Below are 23,994 nucleotides of genomic sequence, written 5' to 3'. Positions count from 1 at the left end.
CGGTGATCTTGCCCGCCCCGCCCGCCCGCCGGAAGCCCCCGGCGGGCGGGCGGGGCGGGATCCGGCCAGGGAGGGCCTAGACGGGACGCCAGTAACCCAGCGAGTTCACCCGCTGCTTGGGCAGGCCCAGGTCCTTGCGGAGGTAGCCCGTCAGGGCGCGGGTGGTCGCCGTGTCGCAGGCCAGCCAGACGTAGGCCGAGTCCGGGTCCGTCACCAGCCCGGGGAGTTCGGACTTCACCCGCTCCACCAGCGCCGCGCCGGAGCCCGTGCCGCGTTCGACGCGCCGGATCTCGTGCCGGTCCGCGTCGAGCCGTATCGGGAGCTCCGCGTCCGAGTCGTGCTGCGTCTCGAACCACAGCGTCGCCGGGGTGGCCGGGAAGGCGTCCAGCAGGGAGTTGATCGCCGGGAGGGACGCCGGGTCGCCGATGACGAGGAGCCGCTGCGGCTCCGGCGCCGGTGCGGTGAAGCCCGTGCCCTGAACGGTGGCCTCGATGGTGTCGCCCGGCTTCGCGGCGCGCGCCCAGGAGCTGGCCATGCCGTCGTGGAGGGCGAATTCGAGCGAGAACGTCCCCTCGGCCGGATCCGGGTCGACCAGCGTGTACGCGCGCTGGTGCGGCTTGCCCTCGCTCTGGAACCACAGCCGCACCCACATGGTGGGGTGCAGGGAGTCGCCCGCCTCGGCGAGCAGTCCGCCGTCCGAGAGCCGGACCCGCCGGTAGTGCTCCGTCACGTCTTCCGCGCCGGTCACCGTGAACGTGAAGTCCCTGCCCCGCATCAGCTTGAGGACCACGCCCTCCCAGCCCTTGCCGACCGCCATCGCCACCCACCCCTTAATCCAGCCCTATAGTTAGGTCAGCCTAACCTAAGACACCTCGGGGAAGAGTGTGAGCAGTGTGAGCAGCAGCGCGACCGGCCAAGCCTACGAGGTGTACCGCGACGCATGGGGCATCCCCCATCTTCGCGCCTCCGACGCCCTCGGCCTCTCCTACGCCCAGGGCCGCACCACGGCCCTCGACCGCGCCTGGCAGCTGGAGGTCGAACGCCACCGCGCCCAGGGCTCCAGCGCCGCGTTCCTCGGCGCCGAAGCCGTCACCTGGGACCGCTTCGCCCGCCAGAGCCGCCTCGCCGACACGGCCCGCACCTGTTACGAGGCCCTCGACCCGGAGACCGCCGCCTGGGTCCGCGCCTACGTGGACGGCGTCAACGACGGCCTTCCCGAAGGCGCCGCCCGCGACGAGCGGTTCGCCCGCACGGGCCACACCCCCGCCCCGTGGGAGCCCTGGGTCCCGCTGGCCATCTGGATCGCCACCCACATCCTCTTCGCCGGCTTCGCCACCAAGCTGTGGCGCGAGCGCGTGGCCCGCGCCCTCGGCGACGACGCCGTCACCCTCTTCGCCACCGACGGCCCCGGCACCGTCGGCAGCAACGGCTGGCTCGTCCCCGGCGACCGCACCGCGACCGGCGCGGCGATCATCGCGGGCGACCCGCACCGCTTCATCGAGGACCCGGGCGTCTACCAGCAGATACGTCTCGCCTGCCCCGAGTTCGACGTCCTCGGCATCGCCGTCCCCGGCATCCCCGGCCTCGGCCACTTCGGCCACACCGGCAGCGCCGCCTGGGCGATCACCAACGCGATGTCCGACTACCAGGACCTCTACGCCGAGCAGTTGCGCCCCACCGCCGACGGCGCCGGCGTCGAGGCCCTCGGCCCCGACGGCGTCTGGGAGCCCGTCCACCGGCACACCGAGACCATCACCGTCTCCGGCGCCGACCCGGTCGAGATCGAGGTCCTGGAGACCGCGCGCGGCCCCGTGATCATCCGGGACGACGTGGACGGCGGCGGCCAGACCCTCGCCCTGCGCTACCCGCCCCGGGTCCGCCGCGACCTCGGTTTCGCCACCCTCCCCGCCCTGCTGCGCGCCCGTACCGTCGCCGACATCGACCGCGCCCTCGACGGCTGGGCCGAGCCCGTCAACGTCGTCCACGCCGCCGACTCCGAGGGCGGCCTGCTGCACCGCGTCGCCGGCGCCGTGCCCCTGCGCGACCCCGCGAACCGGCTGCGCCCGGTGCCCGCGTGGGAACCCCGCCACGCGTGGCGGGGCTGGGCGCGGACCCCCGTCGAGCCCGTCCAGGGCTTCGCCGTCATGGCGAACGCGCGCGGCATCGCCTCCCCGCTCGGCGTGGAGTTCGCGCCCCCGCACCGCGCCGACCGCATCCGCGAGCTGCTGAGCGGCTCGGCGGACTGGACCCCGAAGGCGATGGCCGACGTACACCAGGACACCTACCTGGGCTCCGCCGGACCGCTGCTCGCCCTGCTGCCCGGGCTCGACGGCCTCTCCCCCGAGGCGGCCGCGCTGCGCGAGCGGCTGCTCGCCTGGGACCGGCACATGGCGGCCGGGAGCACGGACGCGACCGTCTTCTCGGCCTTCCGGACCGCGACCGTACGGCACTTCGCCGCCGACCCCGTCTTCGCCGGGCTGACCGGTGCCCCCTCGGGCCCGGAGGTGTTCCACCCCTGGCTGTACCTGGTCCCCAAGATCGGCTACGCCCTCGAAGGCCTGCTGACCACCGGCCTCCTCCCCGGTCTCGACCGCGCGGCCCACGTCCGCGCCGCCCTGGAGGAGACGGCCGCGGCCGCCCGCCCCGACACCCCCTGGTCGCAGGTCCACCGGCTGACCCCGTGGTCGGCGCTCCCGGACCCCGCCGCCGAGTGGCCCGGCCTCGGCGGCGACCACGACTGCGTGAACGCCACCTCCACCGTCCCCGGCTTCACCGACCTCACCGCGCGTGCGTCGGCGGCCCGTTACGTCTGGGACCTCGCCCGCCGCGAGGACAGCCTCTGGGCCGTCCCGCTGGGCGCCGACGGCGTCAACGGCGCGCCCCACCACCGCGATCAGCTCCCCCTGTGGGCGCGCTGCGAACTCATCCCGGTCGTCACCGACTGGGACCGGCTCACGAAGGAAACCCCCCGATGACCACCTCCACCCGCCGGCCCGTGCACACCCACCCCATCGAGGGCTTCGGCACGGTCACCATCGCCCCCGTCGACCCCGCCGCCGACTCGGCGCTGATCCACGGCTGGGTCACGCAGGAGCGCGCCCGCTTCTGGGGCATGGGCGAGGCGAGCCGCGAGCTGGTCCAGGAGATCTACGAGGACGTCGACCGCCGCACCACGCACCACGCGTTCATCGTCAGCCGCGACGGCCGGCCGGTCGGGCTCTTCCAGACGTACGACTGCGCCGAGGACCGGGTCAGCGAGTGCTACGAGGTCCAGCCCGGCGACATCGGCGTGCACCTGCTCATCAGCCCCGCCCGGGGTTCGGCCGAGCACGGCTTCAGCGCGGCCCTGATGACGGCGTTCATGTCGTTCGTCTGGTCCGACGGCCGCACCCGCCGGGTCGTCGCCGAGCCGGACGCCCGCAACGAGAAGGCCATCGCCCGCCTGGAGCGCACCGGCTTCGTGCTGGGCGCGGAGGTGGAGCTCCCCGAGATCGACCTCCCCGAGGTCTACCTCCCGGCGAAGCGGGCCCGGCTGGCCTTCCTCGGCGCCCCGGTGGCCGGCTGACGTCACACCGGCTCAGGCGCTGAACGTAGGGCGGCCCCGCACCGTGGAAGACCGGTGCGGGGCCGCCGTACGTGCGTACATGGGCTCCGGATTACTCGGAGACGCCCAGGCGCTCCAGGATGAGCTCCTTGACGCGGGCCGCGTCGGCCTGGCCGCGGGTGGTCTTCATGACCGCGCCGACCAGGGCGCCGACGGCCGCGACCTTGCCGCCGCGGATCTTGTCCGCGATGGCCGCGTTGCCCGCGATGGCCTCGTCCACGGCCGCGCCGAGCGCGCCCTCGTCCGAGACGACCTTCAGGCCGCGCTTCTCGACGACCTCGTCCGGGGTGCCCTCGCCGGCGAGGACGCCCTCGATGACCTGACGGGCCAGCTTGTCGTTCAGGTCGCCGGCCGCGACCAGCTCCGCCACCCGGGCCACCTGGACCGGGGTGATCGGCAGCTCGTCGACGACGACGCCCTGCTCGTTGGCGTTGCGGGCGAGCTCGCCCATCCACCACTTGCGCGCGGCGGCCGAGTCGGCACCCGCCTCGATCGTGGCGACGATGGAGTCCACCGCGCCCGCGTTGAGGATCGACTGCATGTCGTGCTCGGTGACGCCCCACTCCTGGAGGAGCCGGTTGCGGCGGACGCGCGGCATCTCGGGGAGGCCGGCGCGCAGCTCCTCGACCCAGTCGCGGGCCGGGGCCACGGGAACCAGGTCGGGCTCCGGGAAGTAGCGGTAGTCCTCGGCGTTGTCCTTGATGCGGCCGGCCGTGGTGGAGCCGTCCTCCTCGTGGAAGTGCCGGGTCTCCTGCACGATCGAGCCGCCGCCGCTGAGCACGGCCGCGTGGCGCTGGATCTCGAAGCGCGCCGCCCGCTCCACGGAGCGGAGCGAGTTGACGTTCTTCGTCTCCGAGCGGGTACCGAAGGGCGCCTCGGGGCTGGGGCGCAGCGACAGGTTCACGTCGCAGCGCATCTGGCCCTTGTCCATCCGGGCCTCGGACACGCCGAGCGCCTTGATGACCTCGCGCAGCTCGGCGACGTACGCCTTGGCGACCTCGGGGGCCCGCTCGCCGGCGCCCTCGATCGGCTTGGTGACGATCTCGATGAGGGGGATGCCGGCGCGGTTGTAGTCCAGCAGGGAGTGGGACGCGCCGTGGATACGGCCGGTGGCACCGCCGACGTGCAGCGACTTGCCGGTGTCCTCCTCCATGTGGGCGCGCTCGATCTCCACGCGGAAGATCTCGCCGTCCTCCAGCTGGACGTCCAGGAAGCCGTTGAAGGCGATGGGCTCGTCGTACTGGGAGGTCTGGAAGTTCTTCGGCATGTCCGGATAGAAGTAGTTCTTCCGGGCGAAGCGGCACCACTCGGCGATCTCGCAGTTCAGCGCGAGACCGATCTTGATGGCCGACTCGACGCCGATCGCGTTGACGACGGGCAGCGAGCCGGGCAGACCGAGGCAGGTGGGGCAGGTCTGCGAGTTGGGCTCGGCGCCCAGCTCGGTCGAACAGCCGCAGAACATCTTGGTCTTGGTGCCGAGCTCGACATGGACCTCAAGGCCCATGACGGGGTCGTACGAGGCGAGAGCTTCCTCGTACGAGAGCAGTTCGGTGTAGGTGCTCACGGTGAAACTTTCCCTCTCAGCCCAGCAGGACGTCGTCGTCGCCGAGGCGCTTCAGCTCGCGGTACAGGATCGCGAGGCCGGTGACGATGGCGGCGGCGGACACAACGGCGTCGACCAGCTTCAGCGTGTCGTGGTCGTTGCGGGCCCTGCGGGCCTGCTTGATCACGCTGATGGCACCGAAGGCGGTGGTGCCGATCGACAGGTACGTACCGGACTTGGACTTCTTGAAGCCCTTGGCCTTGGACAGCGCACTCGAACTCACAGCGACGGAGCCTCCTCAAGCAGCGGGTGACCCCAGCGCGCGACGAAGGCGGCCTCGACGGCGGCACCGACCTTGTACAGGCGGTCGTCCTTCATGGCGGGGGCGATGATCTGCAGGCCGACCGGGAGACCGTCCTCCGGGGCCAGGCCGCAGGGGAGCGACATGGCGGAGTTGCCGGCCAGGTTGGTCGGGATGGTGCACAGGTCCGCGAGGTACATCGCGAGCGGGTCGTCGGTGCGCTCACCGATCGCGAAGGCGGTGGTGGGCGTGGTCGGGGAGACGATCACGTCGACCCGCTCGAAGGACTTCTCGAAGTCCTTCGTGATGAGCGTGCGGACCTTCTGGGCCGAGCCGTAGTACGCGTCGTAGTAGCCGGAGCTGAGCGCGTACGTGCCGAGGATGACGCGGCGCTTGACCTCGTCGCCGAAACCGGCTTCGCGGGTGAGCGCGGTGACGTCCTCGGCGGACCTGGTGCCGTCGTCGCCGACGCGCAGGCCGTAGCGCATGGCGTCGAAGCGGGCCAGGTTGGAGGAGCACTCGGACGGCGCGATCAGGTAGTACGCGGCCATCGCGAGGTCGAAGGAGGGGCAGTCCAGCTCGACGATCTCGGCGCCCAGCTCCTTGAGGAGCTCGACGGACTCGTTGAAGCGCTGGACGACACCGGCCTGGTAGCCCTCGCCGGCGAACTGCTTGACCACGCCGACGCGCATGCCGGCGACGGAGCCGTTGCGGGCCGCCTCGACGACCGGCGGGACCGGGGCGTCGATGGAGGTGGAGTCCAGCGGGTCGTGGCCGGCGATGACCTCGTGCAGGAGCGCGGCGTCCAGGACCGTACGGGCGCAGGGCCCGCCCTGGTCGAGGGAGGACGAGAACGCGACCATGCCGTAGCGGGAGACGCCGCCGTAGGTCGGCTTGACGCCGACGGTGCCGGTCACGGCGGCGGGCTGGCGGATGGAGCCGCCGGTGTCCGTGCCGATGGCCAGGGGCGCCTGGAAGGCGGCGAGCGCGGCCGCGGAACCGCCGCCGGAGCCGCCGGGGATCCGGGTGAGGTCCCAGGGGTTGCCGGTGGGGCCGTAGGCGCTGTTCTCGGTGGAGGACCCCATGGCGAACTCGTCCATGTTGGTCTTGCCGAGGATGACGACGTCGGCTTCCTTCAGCTTGCGCGTCAGGGTGGCGTCGTAGGGCGGGATCCAGCCTTCGAGGATCTTCGAACCGACGGTGGTCGGGACCCCGACGGTGGTGAAGATGTCCTTGAGGGCGAGCGGGACACCGGCGAGCGGGCCCAGCTTCTCGCCGTTCGCGCGCTTGGCGTCGACGGCGCGCGCCTGGGCGAGGGCGCCCTCGCGGTCCACGTGGAGGAAGGCGTGCACCTTCTCGTCGGTGGCGTCGATCCGGGCCAGGTGGGCCTCGGTGACCTCGACGGCCGTCAGCTCGCCGGAAGCGATCTTCTCGGCGGTCTCGGCGGCCGTGAGCTTGATGATCTGGTCAACCATGATGATTAGTCCTCCCCCAGGATCTGCGGCACCTTGAAACGCTGCTGCTCCTGGGCGGGAGCGCCGGAAAGCGCCTGCGCGGGGGTGAGCGACGGACGGACCTCGTCCGCGCGCATGACGTTCGTCAGCGGCAGCGGGTGGGAGGTCGGCGGGACGTCTTGGTCGGCGACCTCGGAAACGCGGGCGACCGCGCCGATGATGTCGTCGAGCTGTCCAGCGAAGTGGTCGAGCTCTTCGCTCTTCAGCTCCAGACGTGCCAGCCGAGCGAGGTGGGCGACCTCCTCGCGCGTGATGCCAGGCATGCAGCGATCCTCTGGGGGTGGTGAGTGTGTAGGTTTCGGCCCCAATCCTATGGGGCCAGCCCCCCGACCCACGAAACGGTTACCCCATCGGTCCCCGCGGCCGCGTTACGCGGTGGGGGTTTCCGCCGCGGCGGCGGCCGTGAGCTCGGCCGTGATGTCCGCCGGGCGGCGCCAGCCGCGTTCGCCCCGGGCCAGCAGCCACGCCGTCGCCTCCTGCGGCGGCATCGCGGCCGCGACCAGCCAGCCCTGGACCGCGTCACAGCCCAGGTCGCGCAGGCGCTCCCACGTCTCGTCGTCCTCGACGCCCTCGGCCACGACCAGCAGGCCCAGCGAGTGCGCCAGGTCGACCGTGCAGCGGACGATCTCCGCGTCCTGGGCGTCCACCGCCAGCCGCGCCACGAAGGAGCGGTCGATCTTCAGCTCGCTCACCGGGAGGCGGCGCAGGTGGACCAGCGAGGAGTAGCCCGTGCCGAAGTCGTCCAGGGACATCTTCACGCCGTGGCCCGCCAGGCCCGCCATGGTGTCGGCCGCCCGCTGGGGGTCTTCCAGCAGGACGTGTTCCGTTATCTCCAGCTGGAGCCCGCTGGCCGGGACCCCGTGCCGCGCCAGCCGGGCGGCGACCGCCCCCGCGAACCCCGGGGTGTGGACGTCGCGCGGCGACACGTTCACGGCCACCGGGACCTTCAGGCCCTGCGCCCGCCAGCGCGCGACCTGCGCCAGGGCCGTCTCCAGGACGTACTCCGTCAGGTGCGGCATCAGGCCCGAGGTCTCGGCGATCGCGATGAACTCGTCCGGAGGGACCCGGCCCCGCTCCGGATGCACCCAGCGGACCAGTGCCTCCAACCCCGCGACGTGCCCGTCGAAGCGGACCTTCGGCTGGTAGTGGAGTTCCACTTCACCCGCGTCCAGGGCCCGGCGGAGGTCACCCAGCAGGCCGAGCCGGTCGGGCGTGTTGCTGTCCCGCTTGGACTCGTACACCTCCACGCCCGTCCGGTCCCGCTTCGCCTGGTACATCGCGACGTCGGCCCGCCGCAGCAGCCCCTCCGCGTCCAGCGCGTGGTCCGGGAAGACGGCCAGGCCCGCGCTGGCCTCCAGCACCAGCGTCAGCCCGTCCAGGTCCAGCGGGGAGCTGAGCTCCGCGACCAGGTGGCGGGCGACCCGCTGCGCGCTCGTCGTGGAGTCGGCGACCGGCAGCAGCACCGCGAACTCGTCGCCGCCCAGCCGCGCCGCCTCCGCGTCCTGCGGCAGCGCCTGCCGCAGCCGGTCCGCGATCTGGAGGAGCAGCCGGTCACCGGCCAGGTGCCCGAGCGTGTCGTTGACGGCCCGGAACCTGTCCAGGTCGATCAGCACGAGGGCCGACCGGGTGCCCAAACGTTCAGCCTCGTCCAGCGCGGTCCAGGCCCGCTCCAGCAGCCACTGCCGGTTCGGCAGCCCGGTCAGCGGGTCCCGCAGCTGTTCCTCGGCGCGCGCCCGGGCGATCCACAGCGTGGAGTCCAGCGCGATCAGGGGTACGGCGAACAGCGGCAGCAGCACCGGCCGGCTGAGGGCGACGACGCAGATCAGCGGGGCGATGCCGAGCAGCGCGACGGCCACCAGGGCCTGGCGGAGCAGGGCGGTGCGGGCGACCGTGGGCAGCCCGCCGCCGGGCTGGTTCAGCGCCAGCCACAGCACGATGCGGGTGACGACCAGGTACGCGACGGCGGTCAGGATCACCTCGGGGACAGCCCCGATCCCCCAGGTGTCGGGGCGCCACGGCTCGGCCACGCTCGCCAGGTCGCCGAACGCGGCCAGGACGAGGGCGCCGGCGCCGATGCCGAGGATGTCGACGGAGCCGTGCAGCAGGCCGAGGCGCCAGCGGTGCCGGCGAGCGGCGCCGACCAGGGTGACCACCGCCAGCGAGACGAGTCCGGCCGGGACCCATCCGTAGAGGAGGAGGGCGCCGAGGGTGAGGGCGGCTCCCGATCCGGTGCCGCCCCACCAGCGGTCCCGGCCGAGGGCGACGAGGTGGCCGACGATGACGCCGGTGAGCAGCGCGAGCGCCCAGCCCACCGTCCCGCCGGGGAACAGTGCTTGACGGTCGGTCAGCGCGGCGATGACGCCGGCGAGGAGGAGCGCGGCGGAGAGGCCCACGACGACGTAGGGCAGCACGGTGCGCTGTCGCGAGCCGCCCGTACCGGTTTCGGGCGAGCGGCGGTCCGGCGTCCTGGGACCCAGGAATCCGAGCCGTCCCGTCCGCATGGACGGGAGTTCCCCGCCGAAATCACGTGACGGGTCGGCGCTATCGGTGGGTTTCATGCCCGTCCCTCTCACAGCCGGCGATGCCGATGCCACGCGATGGCCCCGATGTCATGCCATCACGGCTGGAATCGCCTCACGCAGCCGTGCACGACAGGCGCCCCCCTCAACAGTAGGACGCGAGAGGCTCCCAGGGGCAGCGGTCGGCGGCGGTTTCCCGAATGCGACCCAGTCATCCTCATCAGTACGGTATCCGCCGAACGGGTGAGTTTGGACCAGGACCCTCGGGTCACCCATCCGATGATCCGACAGCTCACCGCCCTGCCACCAGCCCTGTACCAGCCGTTTACCACCGGCCGCCGCGCCCGGCGTGCGCCCGCCCGTACGGCCGCACGCCACGCATCCGTTCGCCTCCGTTACTCCCTCGGGGCGACACGCGTTTGAGTCGCTACTCCGCCGCGGCGCCGCCGTCCACCGGGAGGGCGGCCTCGCGGGCCGCGTCCGGGCCCTGTTCCAGCAGCACCGCGAAGCCCGCGTCGTCGAGGATGGCCAGCTTCAGCTGCACGGCCTTGTCGTACTTGGAGCCCGGGTTGTCGCCGACCACGACGAACGAGGTCTTCTTGGAGACGGAACCGGTCACCTTGGCGCCGCGGCTCTGGAGGGCCTCCTTGGCGCCGTCCCGGGTGTGGCTCTCCAGGGTGCCGGTGACGACGACGGTCAGGCCTTCCAGGGGGCGCGGCCCCGCCTCCTCGCCGGAACCTTCCTCCTCCATCCGGACGCCGGCTTCCCGCCACTTGCGCAGGATCTCCTGGTGCCAGTCGACGGCGAACCATTCCTTGAGGGAGGCGGCGATGATGGCGCCGACCCCGTCGGTGGCGGCCAGTTCCTCTTCCGTCGCCTGCTGGATGCGCTCGATGGAGCGGAACTCGCGGGCGAGGGCCTCGGCCGCGACCGGCCCGACGTGACGGATCGACAGGCCGTTGATGACGCGGGCCAGCGGGCGCTCCTTGGCGGCCGCGATGTTCTCCAGCATCGCCAGGGCGTTCTTCTTCGGCTCGCCCTTCTGGTTGGCGAAGACGGTGACGATCTTCTCCTCGCCCGTCTTCGGGTCCCGCTTGGGCAGCCCGCTGTCACCGTCGAGCACGTACGCCTTGATGGGCAGCAGGTCCTCGATGGTGAGGCCGAAGAGGTCGCCCTCGTCGCGCAGCGGCGGTTCGGCCGGCTCCAGCGGGTTGGTGAGGGCGGCCGCGGCCACCGCGCCGAAGTTCTCGATGTCCAGGCACTGCCGGCCGCCGAGGTAGAAGAGCCGCTCGCGCAACTGGGCCGGGCAGGTCTGCCCGTTGGGGCAGCGGAGGTCGATGTCGCCCTCCTTCATCGGCCGCAGCGGCGTCCCGCACTCGGGGCACTCGGCCGGCATGACGAACTCGCGCTCGCTGCCGTCCCGCAGGTCCACGACGGGGCCGAGGATCTCGGGGATCACGTCGCCGGCCTTGCGAAGGACCACGGTGTCGCCGATGAGCACGCCCTTGGCCTTGACGACCTCCTGGTTGTGCAGGGTGGCGAACTCGACCTCCGAACCGGCCACCGTCACCGGCTCGACCTGGGCGTACGGGGTGACGCGGCCGGTGCGGCCGACGCCGACCTTGATGTCCACCAGCTTGGTGTTGACCTCTTCGGGGGCGTACTTCCAGGCGATGGCCCAGCGCGGGGCGCGCGCGGTGGAGCCGAGGCGGCCCTGGAGCGGGATCTCGTCGAGCTTGACGACGACGCCGTCGATCTCGTGCTCCACCGAGTGCCGGTTCTCGCCGAAGTGGGTGATGAACTCGCGGACCTCGGCGAGCGAGGAGACGACCCGGTTGTGTCTCGCGGTGGGCAGGCCCCACTCCCTCAGCAGCTCGTACGCGTGCGACAGCTTGTCGATGTCGAAGCCCTCGCGCGCGCCGATGCCGTGCACCACCATGTGCAGCGGGCGGCTCGCGGTGATCTTCGGGTCCTTCTGGCGCAGCGAACCGGCCGCCGCGTTGCGCGGGTTGGCGAAGGGCTTGCCCTCCGTCTCCACGAGGCGCGCGTTGAGCTCCTCGAACTTCTCCATCGGGAAGAAGACCTCGCCGCGGATCTCCACGAGGGCCGGGATCCGGTCGCCCCCCAGGCGGTCCGGGATCTCCGCGATGGTGCGGACGTTGGGCGTGATGTCCTCGCCGGTGCGGCCGTCGCCGCGGGTGGCGGCCCGGGTCAGGCGGCCGTTCTCGTAGGTGAGGTTCACGGCGAGGCCGTCGACCTTCAGCTCGCACAGGTAGTGGTAGTCCGAGGTGTTGGCGTCCCGGGCCACCCGCTCGGCCCAGGCCGCCAGTTCCTCGTCGTCGAAGGCGTTGTCGAGGGAGAGCATCCGCTCGCGGTGCTCGACGGAGGCGAAGTCCGTCTCGTACGCCCCGGCCACCTTCTGGGTGGGCGAGTCGGGCGTGCGCAGCTGCGGGTACTGCTCCTCCAGCGCCTCCAGGGAGCGCAGCAGCTGGTCGAACTCGGCGTCGCTGACGACCGGCTGGTCGTTCACGTAGTACCGGAAGCGGTGCTCCTCGACCTGTTCGGCGAGCAGCGCGTGCTGTTCACGCACCGCCGCCGGTACCGCCGCGTCGCCGGCCTGCTTCTGTTCGGCTGCCATGCCGTGTCCTCCCGTGGCCCGTCTCAGTCCATCACTCAGGGTTGTCGGCGAGCGACCTCGCCGCCCTGACGCAGTGCGCCTGCACCGCGCGGGCGTAGGCGGGCGAAGCGCCCGCCAGACCGCACGACGGAGTGACCACGACGGACTCCGCGAGAGTCCCCGGGGCCAGCCCCAGCCTGCGCCAAAGCTTCCTGACACCCATGACGCTACCGCCCGGGTCCGACAACGGGCCGTCCACGCCGGGCACCACTCCGGCGAACAGCTTCGTGCCGCCTTCGACGGCCTCACCGATGGCCTCGTCCTCGCGCTCGGTGAGCAAGGAGAAATCGAACGACACGCCCGCGGCCCCGGCCCGGCGCAGCAGTCCGAAGGGGACCTCGGGCGCGCAGGAGTGGACGATGACCTCGCCGTCGTGGACGGCGAACAGCTCGCGCAGGGTGGCCTCGACGACCTGCCGGTCGACGGCCCGGTACGTCCGGTAGCCGCTGGCGGAGCGGACCCGGCCGAGCAGGACGGCGGTCAGCGACGGTTCGTCGTACTGGAGCACGATCTCGGCGCCGGGGATCCGCTTGCGCACGTCGGCGAGGTGCTCGCGGACGCCCTCGGCGAGGGAGGCGGCCAGGTCGCGGCAGGCGCCGGGGTCCTGGAGCATGGCCTCGCCGCCGTGCAGTTCCAGGGAGCCGGCCAGCGTCCAGGGCCCGACGGCCTGGACCTTCAGCCTGCCCTCGTAGCCCTGGGTGAACTCCTCCAGGGCGTCGAGGTCCTCGCCGAGCCAGGAGCGGGCGCGCTTGCTGTCGCGGCCGGGGCGGTCGCTGATCCGCCAGCCGCTGGGCTCGACGTGGGCGTACATGTCGACGAGCAGCCCGAGGGAGCGGCCGATCATGTCGGCGCCGGGGCCGCGCGCGGGCAGTTCCGCGAGGTGGGGGAACTCCTCGAAGGAGCCGGTGACGGTCTTGGCGGCCTCGCGGGCGTCGCCGCCGGGCAGGGAGCCGATTCCGGTGGCGCCGGCGGTCATCGGCCCGGCCTCACGGACAGGTCGGCGACCTCGGCGTCGCGGGGCAGGTCCACGGCCATGAGGACCGTGGTCGCCACCGACTCGGGGTCGATCCAGCGCTCGGGGTCGTACTCCTTGCCCTCCTGCGAGTGCACCTTGGCCTGCATGGGGCTGGCGGTGCGGCCCGGGTAGACGGAGGTCACGCGGATGCCGTTCGGCTTCTCCTCGGCGCGCAGGGCGTCGGCGAGGGCCTTGAGGCCGTGCTTGGAGGCGCCGTACGCGCCCCATTCGGCGTGGGCGGTCAGGCCGGCGCCGGAGTTCACGAAGACGACGGTGGCCCGCGAGGCCCGCAGGGTGGGCAGCAGCAGCCGGGTCACCTCGGCGGGGGCGATCAGGTTGACGTTGAGCTGCTGGTGCCAGGTCTTGGGGCGCAGCTCGCCGACGGGGCCGAGGTCGACGATGCCGGCGATGTGCAGGAGGGAGTCGATCCGCTCCGGGATCGCCTGCTTGGAGAACGCCCAGGACAGCCGGTCGGGGTCGGCGAGGTCTCCGACGAGCGCGCGCGAGCCGGGGTACCGCTCGACGAGCTGCTTGCCGCGGGCGGCGTCGCGGGCGAGCAGGACGAGGTCGTCGCCGCGGGCGTGCAGGCGGGCCGCGACGGCGGCGCCGATGCCGGAGCCGGCGCCGGTGATCAGGTGAGTAGCCATGCCGCCCATGCTCGCACCCCGGCCCGCCCCCCGATTCACGTGCGGGGCCCGGGCCGGGACCCGCGGCCCCGGCACGGGCACGGCGCCCGCCGGCGGCCCCGGGGGCGATCGCCTCCGGGGCCGCCGGTGGGCGTGCGGCTCAGCCCGCGAGGTAGGCGCGGATGACGGTCACCTCCGCCTTGTTGCCCGACCCGTCGGTGACGGTGGCGCGCAGGGAGACCGAGGCGCCCTTCGCCGGGGTCTTCACGCTGACCTTGCCGGCCTTCACGGGGAGCGGCTGCCAGGTGTAGCCCTCGTCGTAGGAGACCTGGGCGGTGACGGGGGCCGCGGCCACCGGGCCCTGCGCGGTGACCGGGAACGTCGCCGTGCGGCCCGCGGGCAGGGTGCCGTCCGGCGCGGGGCGGGCGTCGAAGCGGACGGAGGAGACGGGGAGCGCGGTGGGCGCGGCCGTCTCCTTCGAACGGAACCACCAGGTCGCCGTCACTTTGGACGAGGTCCCGGAGAGCTCGGGCCGCAGCTGCGTGGTCGTGGTCAGCTTGTACGCCGCGTCGCCCGCCGGGACCGTGAAGGGCCCGCTCGACGCCAGGGGGGCCTGGCTGCGGCCCGCGACGACGCCGTCCCGGTAGAGGACCGTGCTGCCGGTGGCCGCGAACCAGTCGCCCGGGTGGCCGGCGCCGTCCGCCAGCAGCGGCACGGAGCCGGTGATCTCGTTGCCTGCGCGGGAGACGCCGTGGCCGGCGTCCACGAGGGGTGCGAGGACGGCCGTGCCCAGGCGCTCGTGGTAGGCGCGGCCGCCGGTGAGGGTGCGCCCGCTCTCGGCGGCGTACCAGGCGTCCTCGATCGGGAAGCCGTTCTCGTCCTGGCCGCCGCTCTGGGTGAAGGAGAGGTCCCACTTCACCTCGTCGAGCGTCGACACGTACACCGTGGTCGTGGTCGGCAGCGGGCGCCGGATCGAGATGGCGGTCCCGGAAGTGCTGCCCGGGAGGTTGCCGATCGCGGTGAGCGCGCCCTCCTTGCCCGGGGCCGAGGCGCCCTGTTCGGCGGTGAGGACCGCCAGGTCGCGTGCCTTCAGGTGGCGGGTGTAGCCGGTGGCGAGGGCGCGTACGGGGCCGCCGAGGACGGCGTGGTACTCCGCCGAGGCGCCGTCCTGCCAGTGCACGTCCCACTGCTGGCTGAGCGTGCCCGCCGCGGGCGGCGGGCCGAGGTGGCGGGTGCGGAACCCGGTGAGCGAGTCGAGCCAGAAGCCGAAGCCGTAGTCGGCGTCGCCCTCCCGCAGGGTGTACGAGGGCATCGCGAACAGGGCCACCGCCGACTTGGACGGGACCGTGATGTCCACGGGCCTGGTGGTGCGCGCGTCGAGCGTGACCGTGGTGTCACCGGTGATGTCGAGCTGGGGCTGGACGATCCAGTCGGCGCCCTTGGTCAGGTCGAGCGGGTCGACGGCGAGGGACGCGTCGAGCAGGTACCCGCCCTTGGGGACGCGCAGTTTGACGGTGCCGGAGGCGTCGTACGCCTCGAAGCGGAGGGCGCTCGCACCGCCCCTGACGCCCTGGAGGGTGGTGCCGTAGTTCTTGGTCGGCTTCCCGTCCCGCCCGAGGTGGCGGAGCGTCAGGTCATAGGACTCGGGCTCGCGTTCGACCACGGCGCCGGTACGGACGCTCTGCTCGCCGCCCGTCGCCTTCGCGACCGCGTACGCGCTGTAGGCGCCGTCCAGGGTCCCGCCGAGACGGGTGTCGGCGCTCAGCGTGGTCTCGGCGGTCCCGCCCGCCGGGACGGTGAGCCGCCGGGCGCCGAGGGTGAAGAAGCCCTCGGGCGCGGGCTTGCCGTCGGGGCCGCTGCCGGTGACGGCGAGGTCGAGGGTGACGGGCGTGCCGCCGAGGTTCCGGTACGTGATCTTCCGCGACTGCGGGGTGTCGTCGGCGTGCGGCCAGCGCTGCGTGCCGAAGCTCAGCGCCGCTTCCTGGGCGACCACGCTCTGGCGCAGCGCGGCGTCGACGGCGATCCGGCCGGTGCCCTGCTGGAACGGGGTGTACGCCGCGCCCTTGGCGGAGGCGGTCAGCGCGCCCTTGAGCTCCGCGCCCTTCCAGGCCGGGTGCTGCTGCTTGAGCAGGGCGGCGGCTCCCGCGACGTGCGGGGTGGCCATGGAGGTGCCGGAGATGGTCAGGTACCCGGGCGGGTTCTGGCCGACCTCGCGGTCGATGACGCTGCCGGGGGCGGCGGCCGCGGTGATGTCGACACCGGGAGCGGTGACGTCCGGCTTGACGGCGCCGTCGCCGGTGAGGGGGCCGGTGCTGGAGAAGTCGGCGAGGGCGTCCGCGTCGTCGACGGCGCCGACGGTGAGGGCGGCGTCGGCGCTGCCCGGGGAGTTGACGGTGCCGGGGCCGCCGCGGCCGCTGTTGCCGGCGGCGATGGCGAAGAGCACGCCCTTGTCGGCGCTGAGTTTGCCGACGGCCGCTTCGAGGGGGTCGAGCTGGGCGGTGTCGGGGCCGCCGAGGCTGAGGTTGACGATGTCGGCGCCCTGGGCGACGGCCCATTCCATCCCGGCGAGGATGCCGGAGTCGTCGCCGGAGCCGTTGTCGTCGAGGACCTTGCCGTTCAGGAGTTTCGCGCCGGGTGCGACGCCCTTGAAGGCGCCGCCCGAGCGGGCGCCCGTACCGGCGGCGATGGAGGCGACGTGCGTGCCGTGGCCGAAGTGGTCCTGGGCGTCCGCGGCGGTGGAGAAGTTCTGTTCGGCGACGACCTGGCCGGTGAGGTCGGCGTGGGTGGCGTCGACGCCGGTGTCGAGGACGGCGATCTTGACGCCGGCGCCGTCGTATCCGGCGGCCCACGCCTTGTCGGCGCCGATCTGCCGGGTGCTCTTGTCGAGGGTGGCGGTGCGCACGGCGTCGAGCCAGACGGTGGCGATGCCGGGGGCGGCGGCGCGGCGGCCGGTGTCGCGCTGGGGGTCGGTCAGCGCCTCCCAGACGCCGGCGGCGTCCTCGGGGGCCGCGCTGACGGCTTCGGCGCCGAGGGTGGAGTACGTACGGGTCACCTTGAGGCCGTCGGCGGCGCGCAGGGCGGACCGGGCGGCGGGGGCGGCCCCGCCCTCGTAGCCGACGATCAGCTGGAGCCGGCCGGAGCGGCGGTCCCGGTACTCGGGGCGGCTCAGCTCGGTGACGTCGAAGAGCCGGGGGTCGAGCTTTCCGGCGCGGATCAGGGGCTGGGCGTCGTAGGGCAGGACGCTGGTGTGGCCGCCCGCGCGGCGCAGCGAGACGGGTATGTGCTCGCGGCCCCTGGCGCGTTCGAGGCCGATCGGTTTGCCCGCGGCGTCGAGGACGACGCGGTCGCCGGTGACGAGGGTGATTCGGCTGGTCTTCGAGCCGGTGGCCGCCGCGGGTTTCGCGGCGGCCGGGGTGTCTAAGGAGCGCGGTGCGGGCGCGGCCGTGGCCGGGGTGGTCAGCCCCGCCGCGAGCGCGAGAGCGGCGGCCGCGGCGACCGAGGCCGCCGCCCCCGCCCTGCCGTGATGGTTGCGCACGTGGTTCCCCCTGGGAGAAGGGTGCAGGAACCACGCAGTATGCCGAGGGAGTGACGGGGCATCAATGGGGCGTCAGGATGGCGGAGTTGGGCTGGAAGGTGCGGCGGTAGACGATCGGCGAGATCCCGAGGGTGGCGCGCATGTGCTGGCGCAGGGAGTTGGCGGAGCCGAATCCGGCCCGGTGCGCGACCAGGTCGACCGGCAGGTCGCTGGACTCCAGCAACTGGCGGGCGATCTCCAGGCGTTGGCCGGTGAGCCACTGCACCGGGGTCATGCCGACCTCGTCGCGGAAGCGCCGGGTGAAGGTGCGCAGGCTCATCCGGGCGTGCTCGGCGAGCTCGGCCAGGGTGATCGGCTCGGCGAGGCGGTCCAGGGCCCAGGCGCGGGTGGCGGTGGTCGTGGCCACGGTGGGTTCGGGGACGGGCCGGTCGATGTACTGGGCCTGGCCGCCGTCGCGCCACGGCGGTACGACGCACAGCCGGGCGGCGCGGTTGGCGGCGGCGGTGCCGTGGTCCTGGCGGACCATGTAGAGGCAGAGGTCCACGCCGGCGGCGACCCCGGCGGAGGTGAGGATGTCCCCGTCGTCGACGAAGAGCACGTCCTCGTCGAGCTTGACGCGCGGGAAGGCGCGCTGGAAGGCGGGCGCCTTGATCCAGTGCGTGGTGGCGGGCCGGCCGTCGAGCAGCCCGGCGGCGGCGAGCACGTAGGTGCCGGTGCAGATCGACACCAGCCGGGTGCCGGGGCGGATCGCGGCGAGGGCGCTGGCGAGCGGCCCGGGCAGCGGGACGCCCTGTTCCAGGGTCATCATCACGTTGGTCGGCGGGATGATCACCGTGTCGGCGGCCGCGAGGGCCTCCGGGCCCGCCGAGACGCCGACGGTGAAGCCCGCGTCGCTGGTCACGGGCAGGCCGTCGACGGTGCAGACGGTCACCTCGTAGAGCGGGCTCCCGTCCTCGCCGAGGGCGTTGCCGAAGACCCGGGACGGCATCCCGAGCTCGAACGGAGGGACACCTTCGAGGGCGAGTACGGCGATTTTGTGCATGGCCAGATCCTGTCACATGGTGGCCGTCCGGTCAGCACCACACGGACGGAAAGGCGGCGAAGCTGGTCACACGGCCGGGAAACCCGGACGGAGCAACCCAAAGGAGACACATCATGCGTGCCGTAGTCGTCAGCCAGTGGGGCGGACCCGAGGTGCTCACCGAGACCGAGACCGACCGGCCGGAGCCGGGCATGGGCGAGATCCTGGTGCGGGTCCACGCGGCCGGGGTGAACCCGGTGGACTGGAAGACCCGCGAGAGCGGCGGCCTGATCCCCTGGGGCCCGGTCCCCGCGGTCGGCTGGGACGTGTCCGGCACGGTCGAGGCGGTCGGCGGCGGGGTGACCCTGTTCCAGCCGGGCGACGAGGTCTTCGGAATGCCGCGCTTCCCGCAGCAGGCCGGGGCGTACGCGGAGTACGTGACGGCGCCCGCGCGGCACTTCGCGCGCAAGCCCGGGGGCATCGACCACGTCGGCGCGGCGGCGCTGCCGCTGGCCGCGCTGACCGCGTGGCAGGCGCTGGTGGACACGGCGGGCCTGCGGGCCGGACAGCGGGTGCTGGTGCACGCGGCTGCGGGCGGGGTCGGCCACTTCGCGGTGCAGATCGCCAAGGCGCGCGGCGCGTACGTGATCGGCACGGCCAGCGCCGGGAAGCACGAGCTGCTGCGCGAGCTGGGCGCGGACGAGGTGATCGACTACCGCTCCACGGCGTTCGAGGACGCGGTGTCCGACGTGGACATCGTGATCGACGCGATCGGCGGGGAGTACGGGGAGCGCTCGCTGAAGGTCCTCAAGGCGGGCGGCCACCTGGTGACCCTGCCGGGGCCGGACGGCGTCCCGGCCGAGGCGCCGGGCGTCCGCACCGGCTGGACGCTGGTGGAGCCGGACTACCGGGGCCTGGTGGAGATCGCGGCGCTGGTCGAGGCCGGCTCCCTGCGCCCGGTGATCGACACGGTCCTCCCCCTCGCGCAGGCGGCGAAGGCCCACGAGATCGGCGAGCAGGGCCGCACCACGGGCAAGATCGTCCTGACGGTCGTCTGACCGGCCGGGCCGGGGGCAGCGCCCCCGGCAGCGGCGGCGGGTCAGACGGCGGCGGGGGCGGTCTCGGCTCGGGTGGTCGTCGCGATGGTGGCGGAGCCGACGACCCGGGTGCCGTCGTACAGCACGATGGCCTGGCCGGGGGCGACGCCGCGGACCGGCTCGGAGAACCGGACCCGCAGTTCCTCCTCCACCAGCTCCGCGAAGACCTCGGTCTCCCCGCCGTGGGCGCGCAGCTGCGCGGTGTAGGTGCCGGGCGCGGCGGCGGTGGAGCCGCACCAGCGCGGGCGGATCGCGGTGAGCGCGGTGACGTCCAGGGCCTCGACGGGGCCGACCGTGACCGTGTTGTTCACCGGGGAGATGTCCAGGACGTAGCGCGGCTTGCCGTCCGCCGCGGGGTGCCCGATGCGCAGGCCCTTGCGCTGGCCGATGGTGAAGCCGAAGGCGCCCTCGTGGGTGCCAACCTTCTCGCCGGACTCGTCGACGATGTCGCCCTCGGCCTTGCCGAGGCGCTTCGCGAGGAAGCCCTGGGTGTCGCCGTCGGCGATGAAGCAGATGTCGTGGCTGTCGGGCTTCTTCGCGACGGCCAGACCGCGCCGCTCGGCCTCCGCGCGGATCTCGTCCTTCGTCGTCAGGGTGTCGCCGAGCGGGAACAGCGCGTGCGCGAGCTGCTTCTCGTCGAGGACGCCGAGGACGTAGGACTGGTCCTTGGCCATGTCGGAGGCCCGGTGCAGCTCGCGCGAGCCGTCCTCGTTCAGGACGACGGTGGCGTAGTGGCCGGTGCAGACCGCGTCGAAGCCGAGGGCGAGCGCCTTGTCGAGCAGCGCCGCGAACTTGATCTTCTCGTTGCAGCGCAGGCAGGGGTTCGGGGTGCGCCCGGCCTCGTACTCGGAGATGAAGTCCTCGACGACGTCCTCGCGGAAGCGCTCGGCGAGGTCCCAGACGTAGAAGGGGATGCCGATGACGTCGGCGGCGCGGCGGGCGTCGCGGGAGTCCTCGATCGTGCAACAGCCGCGCGCTCCGGTCCGGAACGATTGCGGGTTCGCGGAGAGCGCCAGGTGGACGCCGGTCACGTCGTGCCCGGCTTCGGCCGCGCGGGCGGCGGCGACGGCGGAGTCCACGCCGCCGGACATGGCGGCCAGGACGCGAAGGGGGCGGGCGGTGCGCGGCAGGTTCTCAGTCATAGCGCCTTCCAGAGTACGGGGGAACCGAGCGGGGTCACAGCGCGTTATCGGGTTCGGGGGGTGGATCGCATGGTGCGGATGGGTCGCAGGGCGGTGTTGTTCGGGGGGCTCGGGGTGCTCGCGGTGGCGGGGGTCGCCGCGCGGGATGAGATCGAGCGCGCGTGGTGGCTGCTGCCGGGGGTGTCCAAGCCCCGCAAGGAGGGCGAGCTGGACCACGCGGGCGCGAGCTGGACGTCGGCGTCCCCGGCGAACTGGCGGATGGCGGACCGGCCGGACGACTACCGGGTGGACCGGATCGTCGTGCATGTCACACAGGGCAGCTTCGAATCGTCGGTGGACGCCTTCAAGAACCCGTGGCACAAGGCGTCGGCGCACTACATAGTCCGCCAGGACGGCCACGTCGAGCAGATGGTGCGCGAGCTGGACATCGCTTTCCACGCGGGCAACCGCTCGATGAACGAGCGCAGCGTCGGCATCGAGCACGAGGGGTTCGTGGACCGGCCGAAGGACTTCACGGACGAGATGTACGCGGCTTCGGCGCGGCTCGCGGCCGACGTCTGCCGCAGGTACCGCATACCGGTGGACCGAAGACACATACTCGGCCACTCCGAGGTGCCGGGCGCCGACCACACGGACCCGGGCCGCCACTGGGACTGGGACCGCTACATCCGCATGGTCGGCGAGGCGCTGGCGGCGACGGCCGTCTAGGGCCTGATCCGAAAGACAGGCCCTAGTGACCTGAGTCGGAGGTTTCTCGTTGGTTCGGTATGAGTCGTCCTGGTCCGAAGATTCCGCCGTTGTCGGTGACCGATGCCCAGCGTGTTGTGCTGGAGGGCTGGTTACGTCGTCGTTCGACGGCCCAGGCTCTGGCTCAGCGGTCGCGGATCGTGCTGGAGTGCTCAGACGGCCGCTCGATCATGGAGGTGTCCCGTCGGCTGCGGATCGCTCCGGACACGGTCCGCACCTGGCGGCGGCGTTTCCTGGAGCACGGCTTGGACGGTCTGTGCGACGAGCCCCGGCCGGGTGTACCGCGGAAGATCACCGATGCCGATGTGGAGCGAGTGATCGTCAAGACCCTCGAGGAAACGCCGAAGAACGCCACCCACTGGTCCACCCGCTCGATGGCCGCGGCGACGGGGATGTCACAGTCGAGCATTTCACGGATCTGGCGGGCCTTCGCGCTGGCCCCGCACCGGTCGCAGACGTTCAAGCTGTCCACGGACCCGCTGTTCATCGACAAGGTCCGCGATGTCATCGGTCTTTATCTCGACCCGCCTGAGAAGGCCCTGGTTCTCTGCGTGGACGAGAAGTCGCAGATCCAGGCCTTGGACCGGTCCCAGCCGGTCCTGCCGATGATGCCCGGTGTTCCAGAGCGCCGCAGCCACGACTACATCCGGGCCGGCACCACCACCCTCTTCGCAGCCCTCGAAGTCGCGACCGGCAAGGTGATCGGATCACTGCACCGACGGCACCGGGCCGTCGAGTTCAAGAAGTTTCTGGCCAAGCTCGACAAGGAAGTCCCGGCCGGTCTCCAGGTCCATCTGATCCTGGACAACTACGCGACCCACAAGACGCCGGACGTGAAGAAGTGGCTGCTGGCGCACCCGCGCTTTCACCTGCACTTCACGCCCACGAGCGCGTCCTGGCTGAACCTGGTCGAGCGGTGGTTCGCCGAGCTCACCCAGAAGAAACTCAAGCGTGGAGTCCACCGCTCCGTCCAGGCACTCGAACGCGACATCCGGGCCTGGCTGACCGACTGGAACGACCAACCCAAGCCCTTCGTCTGGACGAAGACCGCCGACGAGATCCTCGACAAAGTCGCCGCCTACTGCCAACGAATCTCTGACTCAGGTCACTAGCTGAGACCTGCCGTCCGGGCCCGCTCGACGGCGGGGCCGATGGCGGCGGCCACGGCCGCGACGTCCTCCCGGGTGGAGGTGTGCCCGAGCGAGAACCGCAGGGTGCCGCGCGCGAGCTGCGGGTCGGTGCCGGCGGCGAGCAGGACGTGGCTCGGCTGGGCCACGCCCGCGGTGCAGGCGGAGCCGGTGGAGCACTCGATGCCCTGCGCGTCCAGAAGGAGCAGCAGGGAGTCGCCCTCGCAGCCGGGGAAGCTGAAGTGGGCGTTGGCCGGGAGCCGGTCCACGGGATCTCCGCCGAGGACGGCGTCGGGCACCTCCCGCAGCACGGCGGCGACGAGCTCGTCGCGCAGGGCGCCGATCTCGGCGGCGAACCGCTCGCGCCGCTCCGCGGCGAGGACGGCGGCCACCGCGAAGGCGGCGATGGCGGGCACGTCGAGGGTGCCGGAGCGGACGTGGCGCTCCTGCCCGCCGCCGTGCAGGACGGGGACGGGGGTCTGGTCGCGGCCGAGCAGCAGCGCGCCGATGCCGTAGGGGCCGCCGACCTTGTGGCCGCTGACGGTCATCGCGGCGAGCCCGCTGTCCCCGAAGCGGACGTCGAGCTGCCCGAGGGCCTGGACGGCGTCGGAGTGCAGCGGGATGCCGAACTCGGCCGCGATGGCGGCCAGTTCCCGCACCGGCATGACGGTGCCGATCTCGTTGTTGGCCCACATCACGGTGGCGAGCGCGACGTCGTCGGGGTCGCGCGCGATCGCCTCGCGGAAGTCGGCGGGGTGCACCCTGCCGTACCGGTCGACGGGCAGGTACTCGACCCGGGCGCCTTCGTGCTCGGCGAGCCAGTGGACGGCGTCGAGGACGGCGTGGTGCTCGACGGGGCTGGCGAGCACCCGGGTCCGGGCGGGGTCGGCGTCGCGGCGGGCCCAGTACAGCCCCTTGACGGCGAGGTTGTCGGCCTCCGTGCCGCCGGCGGTGAACACCACCTCGCTCGGGCGCGCGCCGAGCGCTTCGGCGAGGGCCTCGCGGGACTCCTCGACGGTGCGGCGGGCGCGGCGGCCGGCGGCGTGGAGCGAGGACGCGTTACCCGTGGCGGCGAACTGCGCGGTCATCGCCGCGGCGGCCTCCGGCAGCATCGGAGTGGTGGCGGCGTGGTCGAGGTAGGCCATGATCCCCCGATTCTACGAGCCCCCCACCACCCCCCACCCCCGGGTGCCCGCATTCACCGCCCGACGCCACCCCGTCCGGGGCTCCACCCCGGGGCAGACTCCCCCACCCCGCCCTTTCACCGTTTCCCGGACTCCGCCCGGACCCCGGTCCTCAAACGCCGGACGGGCTGAAGGGGGCCCCGGGCGGGAAGGGGCGCCCCGAACGTCGGGCGGGCCGAACGGGGCCCCAAACCCCGCGCCTCGAACGCTGAACGGCTGGAAGGGGGGCGCCGAGGCGGCCGGTTTTCCACCGGCCGGGGCTGAAAGGCGGCGGGGGTGGGGCGGGGTGTCGTCCGGGACGTAAAACGTGATTTGTGGCGCGGAAGGGTGCCGCACGGCGTC

Annotated in this window: 18 protein-coding genes; 5 read left to right on the top strand and 13 right to left on the bottom strand. The window is 72.8% G+C overall.

Annotated elements, in window-relative coordinates; translation table 11 throughout:
- Nucleotides 1–76: 76 nt before the first annotated feature.
- Complete coding sequence (locus tag EES41_RS25580) at nucleotides 77–817, bottom strand: siderophore-interacting protein (protein WP_123080475.1); 741 nt, start codon at nucleotides 815–817, stop codon at nucleotides 77–79.
- A gap of 67 nt (nucleotides 818–884) precedes the next feature.
- Here EES41_RS25580 and EES41_RS25575 point away from each other — a divergent pair, with 67 nt between their 5' ends.
- Both EES41_RS25575 and EES41_RS25570 read left to right on the top strand, forming a co-directional pair.
- Complete coding sequence (locus EES41_RS25575; RefSeq protein WP_254211567.1) at nucleotides 885–2,975, top strand: penicillin acylase family protein; 2,091 nt, start codon at nucleotides 885–887, stop codon at nucleotides 2,973–2,975.
- Nucleotides 2,972–3,565, top strand: a complete 594-nt coding sequence (locus EES41_RS25570) for a GNAT family N-acetyltransferase (RefSeq protein ID WP_164495945.1) — start codon at nucleotides 2,972–2,974, stop codon at nucleotides 3,563–3,565. The genes EES41_RS25575 and EES41_RS25570 overlap by 4 nt, the downstream gene beginning before the upstream one ends.
- Before the next feature lie 91 nt (nucleotides 3,566–3,656).
- On the opposite strand, the gene gatB is transcribed toward EES41_RS25570, so the two are convergent.
- The 10 genes from gatB to EES41_RS25520 all read right to left on the bottom strand — a co-directional run bounded on the left by gatB (nucleotide 3,657) and on the right by EES41_RS25520 (nucleotide 18,376).
- Nucleotides 3,657–5,168 carry an Asp-tRNA(Asn)/Glu-tRNA(Gln) amidotransferase subunit GatB gene (gatB, locus tag EES41_RS25565; protein WP_008739765.1) on the bottom strand — a complete coding sequence of 504 codons (1,512 nt, stop codon included), beginning with the start codon at nucleotides 5,166–5,168 and terminating at the stop codon, nucleotides 3,657–3,659.
- Between the two features lie 16 nt (nucleotides 5,169–5,184).
- Nucleotides 5,185–5,430 carry a hypothetical protein gene (locus tag EES41_RS25560; RefSeq protein ID WP_073772987.1) on the bottom strand — a complete coding sequence of 82 codons (246 nt, stop codon included), beginning with the start codon at nucleotides 5,428–5,430 and terminating at the stop codon, nucleotides 5,185–5,187.
- Nucleotides 5,427–6,923, bottom strand: coding sequence for an Asp-tRNA(Asn)/Glu-tRNA(Gln) amidotransferase subunit GatA (gene gatA, locus EES41_RS25555; protein WP_123080473.1), 1,497 nt, complete (start codon nucleotides 6,921–6,923; stop codon nucleotides 5,427–5,429). Before gatA ends, EES41_RS25560 begins: the two co-directional genes overlap by 4 nt.
- A 5-nt stretch (nucleotides 6,924–6,928) precedes the next feature.
- Nucleotides 6,929–7,225 (bottom strand): Asp-tRNA(Asn)/Glu-tRNA(Gln) amidotransferase subunit GatC, encoded by a 297-nt coding sequence (gatC, locus tag EES41_RS25550; protein WP_073772988.1) that lies wholly within the window; start codon nucleotides 7,223–7,225, stop codon nucleotides 6,929–6,931.
- A gap of 105 nt (nucleotides 7,226–7,330) precedes the next feature.
- Entirely contained in the window at nucleotides 7,331–9,520 is a 2,190-nt protein-coding gene (locus EES41_RS25545) for a bifunctional diguanylate cyclase/phosphodiesterase (protein WP_254211566.1), read from the bottom strand.
- 388 nt (nucleotides 9,521–9,908) lie between these two features.
- Nucleotides 9,909–12,119 carry an NAD-dependent DNA ligase LigA gene (gene ligA, locus EES41_RS25540; RefSeq protein ID WP_123080471.1) on the bottom strand — a complete coding sequence of 737 codons (2,211 nt, stop codon included), beginning with the start codon at nucleotides 12,117–12,119 and terminating at the stop codon, nucleotides 9,909–9,911.
- Between the two features lie 31 nt (nucleotides 12,120–12,150).
- On the bottom strand, nucleotides 12,151–13,134 hold the full coding sequence (locus EES41_RS25535; protein WP_123080470.1) for a methionine synthase: 984 nt from the start codon (nucleotides 13,132–13,134) through the stop codon (nucleotides 12,151–12,153).
- Nucleotides 13,131–13,829, bottom strand: coding sequence for an SDR family oxidoreductase (locus EES41_RS25530; protein ID WP_123080469.1), 699 nt, complete (start codon nucleotides 13,827–13,829; stop codon nucleotides 13,131–13,133). Before EES41_RS25530 ends, EES41_RS25535 begins: the two co-directional genes overlap by 4 nt.
- Before the next feature lie 130 nt (nucleotides 13,830–13,959).
- Nucleotides 13,960–17,334 (bottom strand): S8 family serine peptidase, encoded by a 3,375-nt coding sequence (locus tag EES41_RS25525; protein WP_254211565.1) that lies wholly within the window; start codon nucleotides 17,332–17,334, stop codon nucleotides 13,960–13,962.
- A gap of 61 nt (nucleotides 17,335–17,395) precedes the next feature.
- Nucleotides 17,396–18,376 carry a GlxA family transcriptional regulator gene (locus EES41_RS25520; RefSeq protein ID WP_123080468.1) on the bottom strand — a complete coding sequence of 327 codons (981 nt, stop codon included), beginning with the start codon at nucleotides 18,374–18,376 and terminating at the stop codon, nucleotides 17,396–17,398.
- Between the two features lie 113 nt (nucleotides 18,377–18,489).
- On the opposite strand from EES41_RS25520, the gene EES41_RS25515 reads away from it, so the two are divergent.
- Nucleotides 18,490–19,413: an NADP-dependent oxidoreductase gene (locus EES41_RS25515; RefSeq protein WP_037798181.1), complete on the top strand. Its 924-nt coding sequence runs from the start codon at nucleotides 18,490–18,492 to the stop codon at nucleotides 19,411–19,413.
- A gap of 41 nt (nucleotides 19,414–19,454) precedes the next feature.
- Here the strand turns inward: EES41_RS25515 and mnmA are convergent, their stop codons facing one another.
- Nucleotides 19,455–20,594 (bottom strand): tRNA 2-thiouridine(34) synthase MnmA, encoded by a 1,140-nt coding sequence (mnmA, locus tag EES41_RS25510; RefSeq protein WP_123080467.1) that lies wholly within the window; start codon nucleotides 20,592–20,594, stop codon nucleotides 19,455–19,457.
- Between the two features lie 69 nt (nucleotides 20,595–20,663).
- Between mnmA and EES41_RS25505 the strand changes: the two genes are divergently transcribed.
- Nucleotides 20,664–21,302 (top strand): N-acetylmuramoyl-L-alanine amidase, encoded by a 639-nt coding sequence (locus EES41_RS25505; RefSeq protein ID WP_123080466.1) that lies wholly within the window; start codon nucleotides 20,664–20,666, stop codon nucleotides 21,300–21,302.
- Between the two features lie 59 nt (nucleotides 21,303–21,361).
- Nucleotides 21,362–22,453, top strand: a complete 1,092-nt coding sequence (locus EES41_RS25500; RefSeq protein WP_123079884.1) for an IS630 family transposase — start codon at nucleotides 21,362–21,364, stop codon at nucleotides 22,451–22,453.
- Here EES41_RS25500 and EES41_RS25495 read toward each other — a convergent pair.
- The gene (locus EES41_RS25495; RefSeq protein WP_123080465.1) at nucleotides 22,450–23,613 is read right to left on the bottom strand and encodes a cysteine desulfurase family protein; all 1,164 of its coding nucleotides are present in this window, start codon (nucleotides 23,611–23,613) and stop codon (nucleotides 22,450–22,452) included. The genes EES41_RS25500 and EES41_RS25495 overlap by 4 nt on opposite strands.
- Between the last annotated feature and the right edge of the window lie 381 nt (nucleotides 23,614–23,994).

Source organism: Streptomyces sp. ADI95-16, from assembly GCF_003721495.1.
In the GTDB taxonomy this organism is placed as follows: Bacteria; Actinomycetota; Actinomycetes; order Streptomycetales; family Streptomycetaceae; genus Streptomyces; species Streptomyces goshikiensis.
The sequence above is the reverse complement of the archived record's forward strand: the minus strand, read 5'-3'. Positions and strand labels throughout refer to the sequence as shown.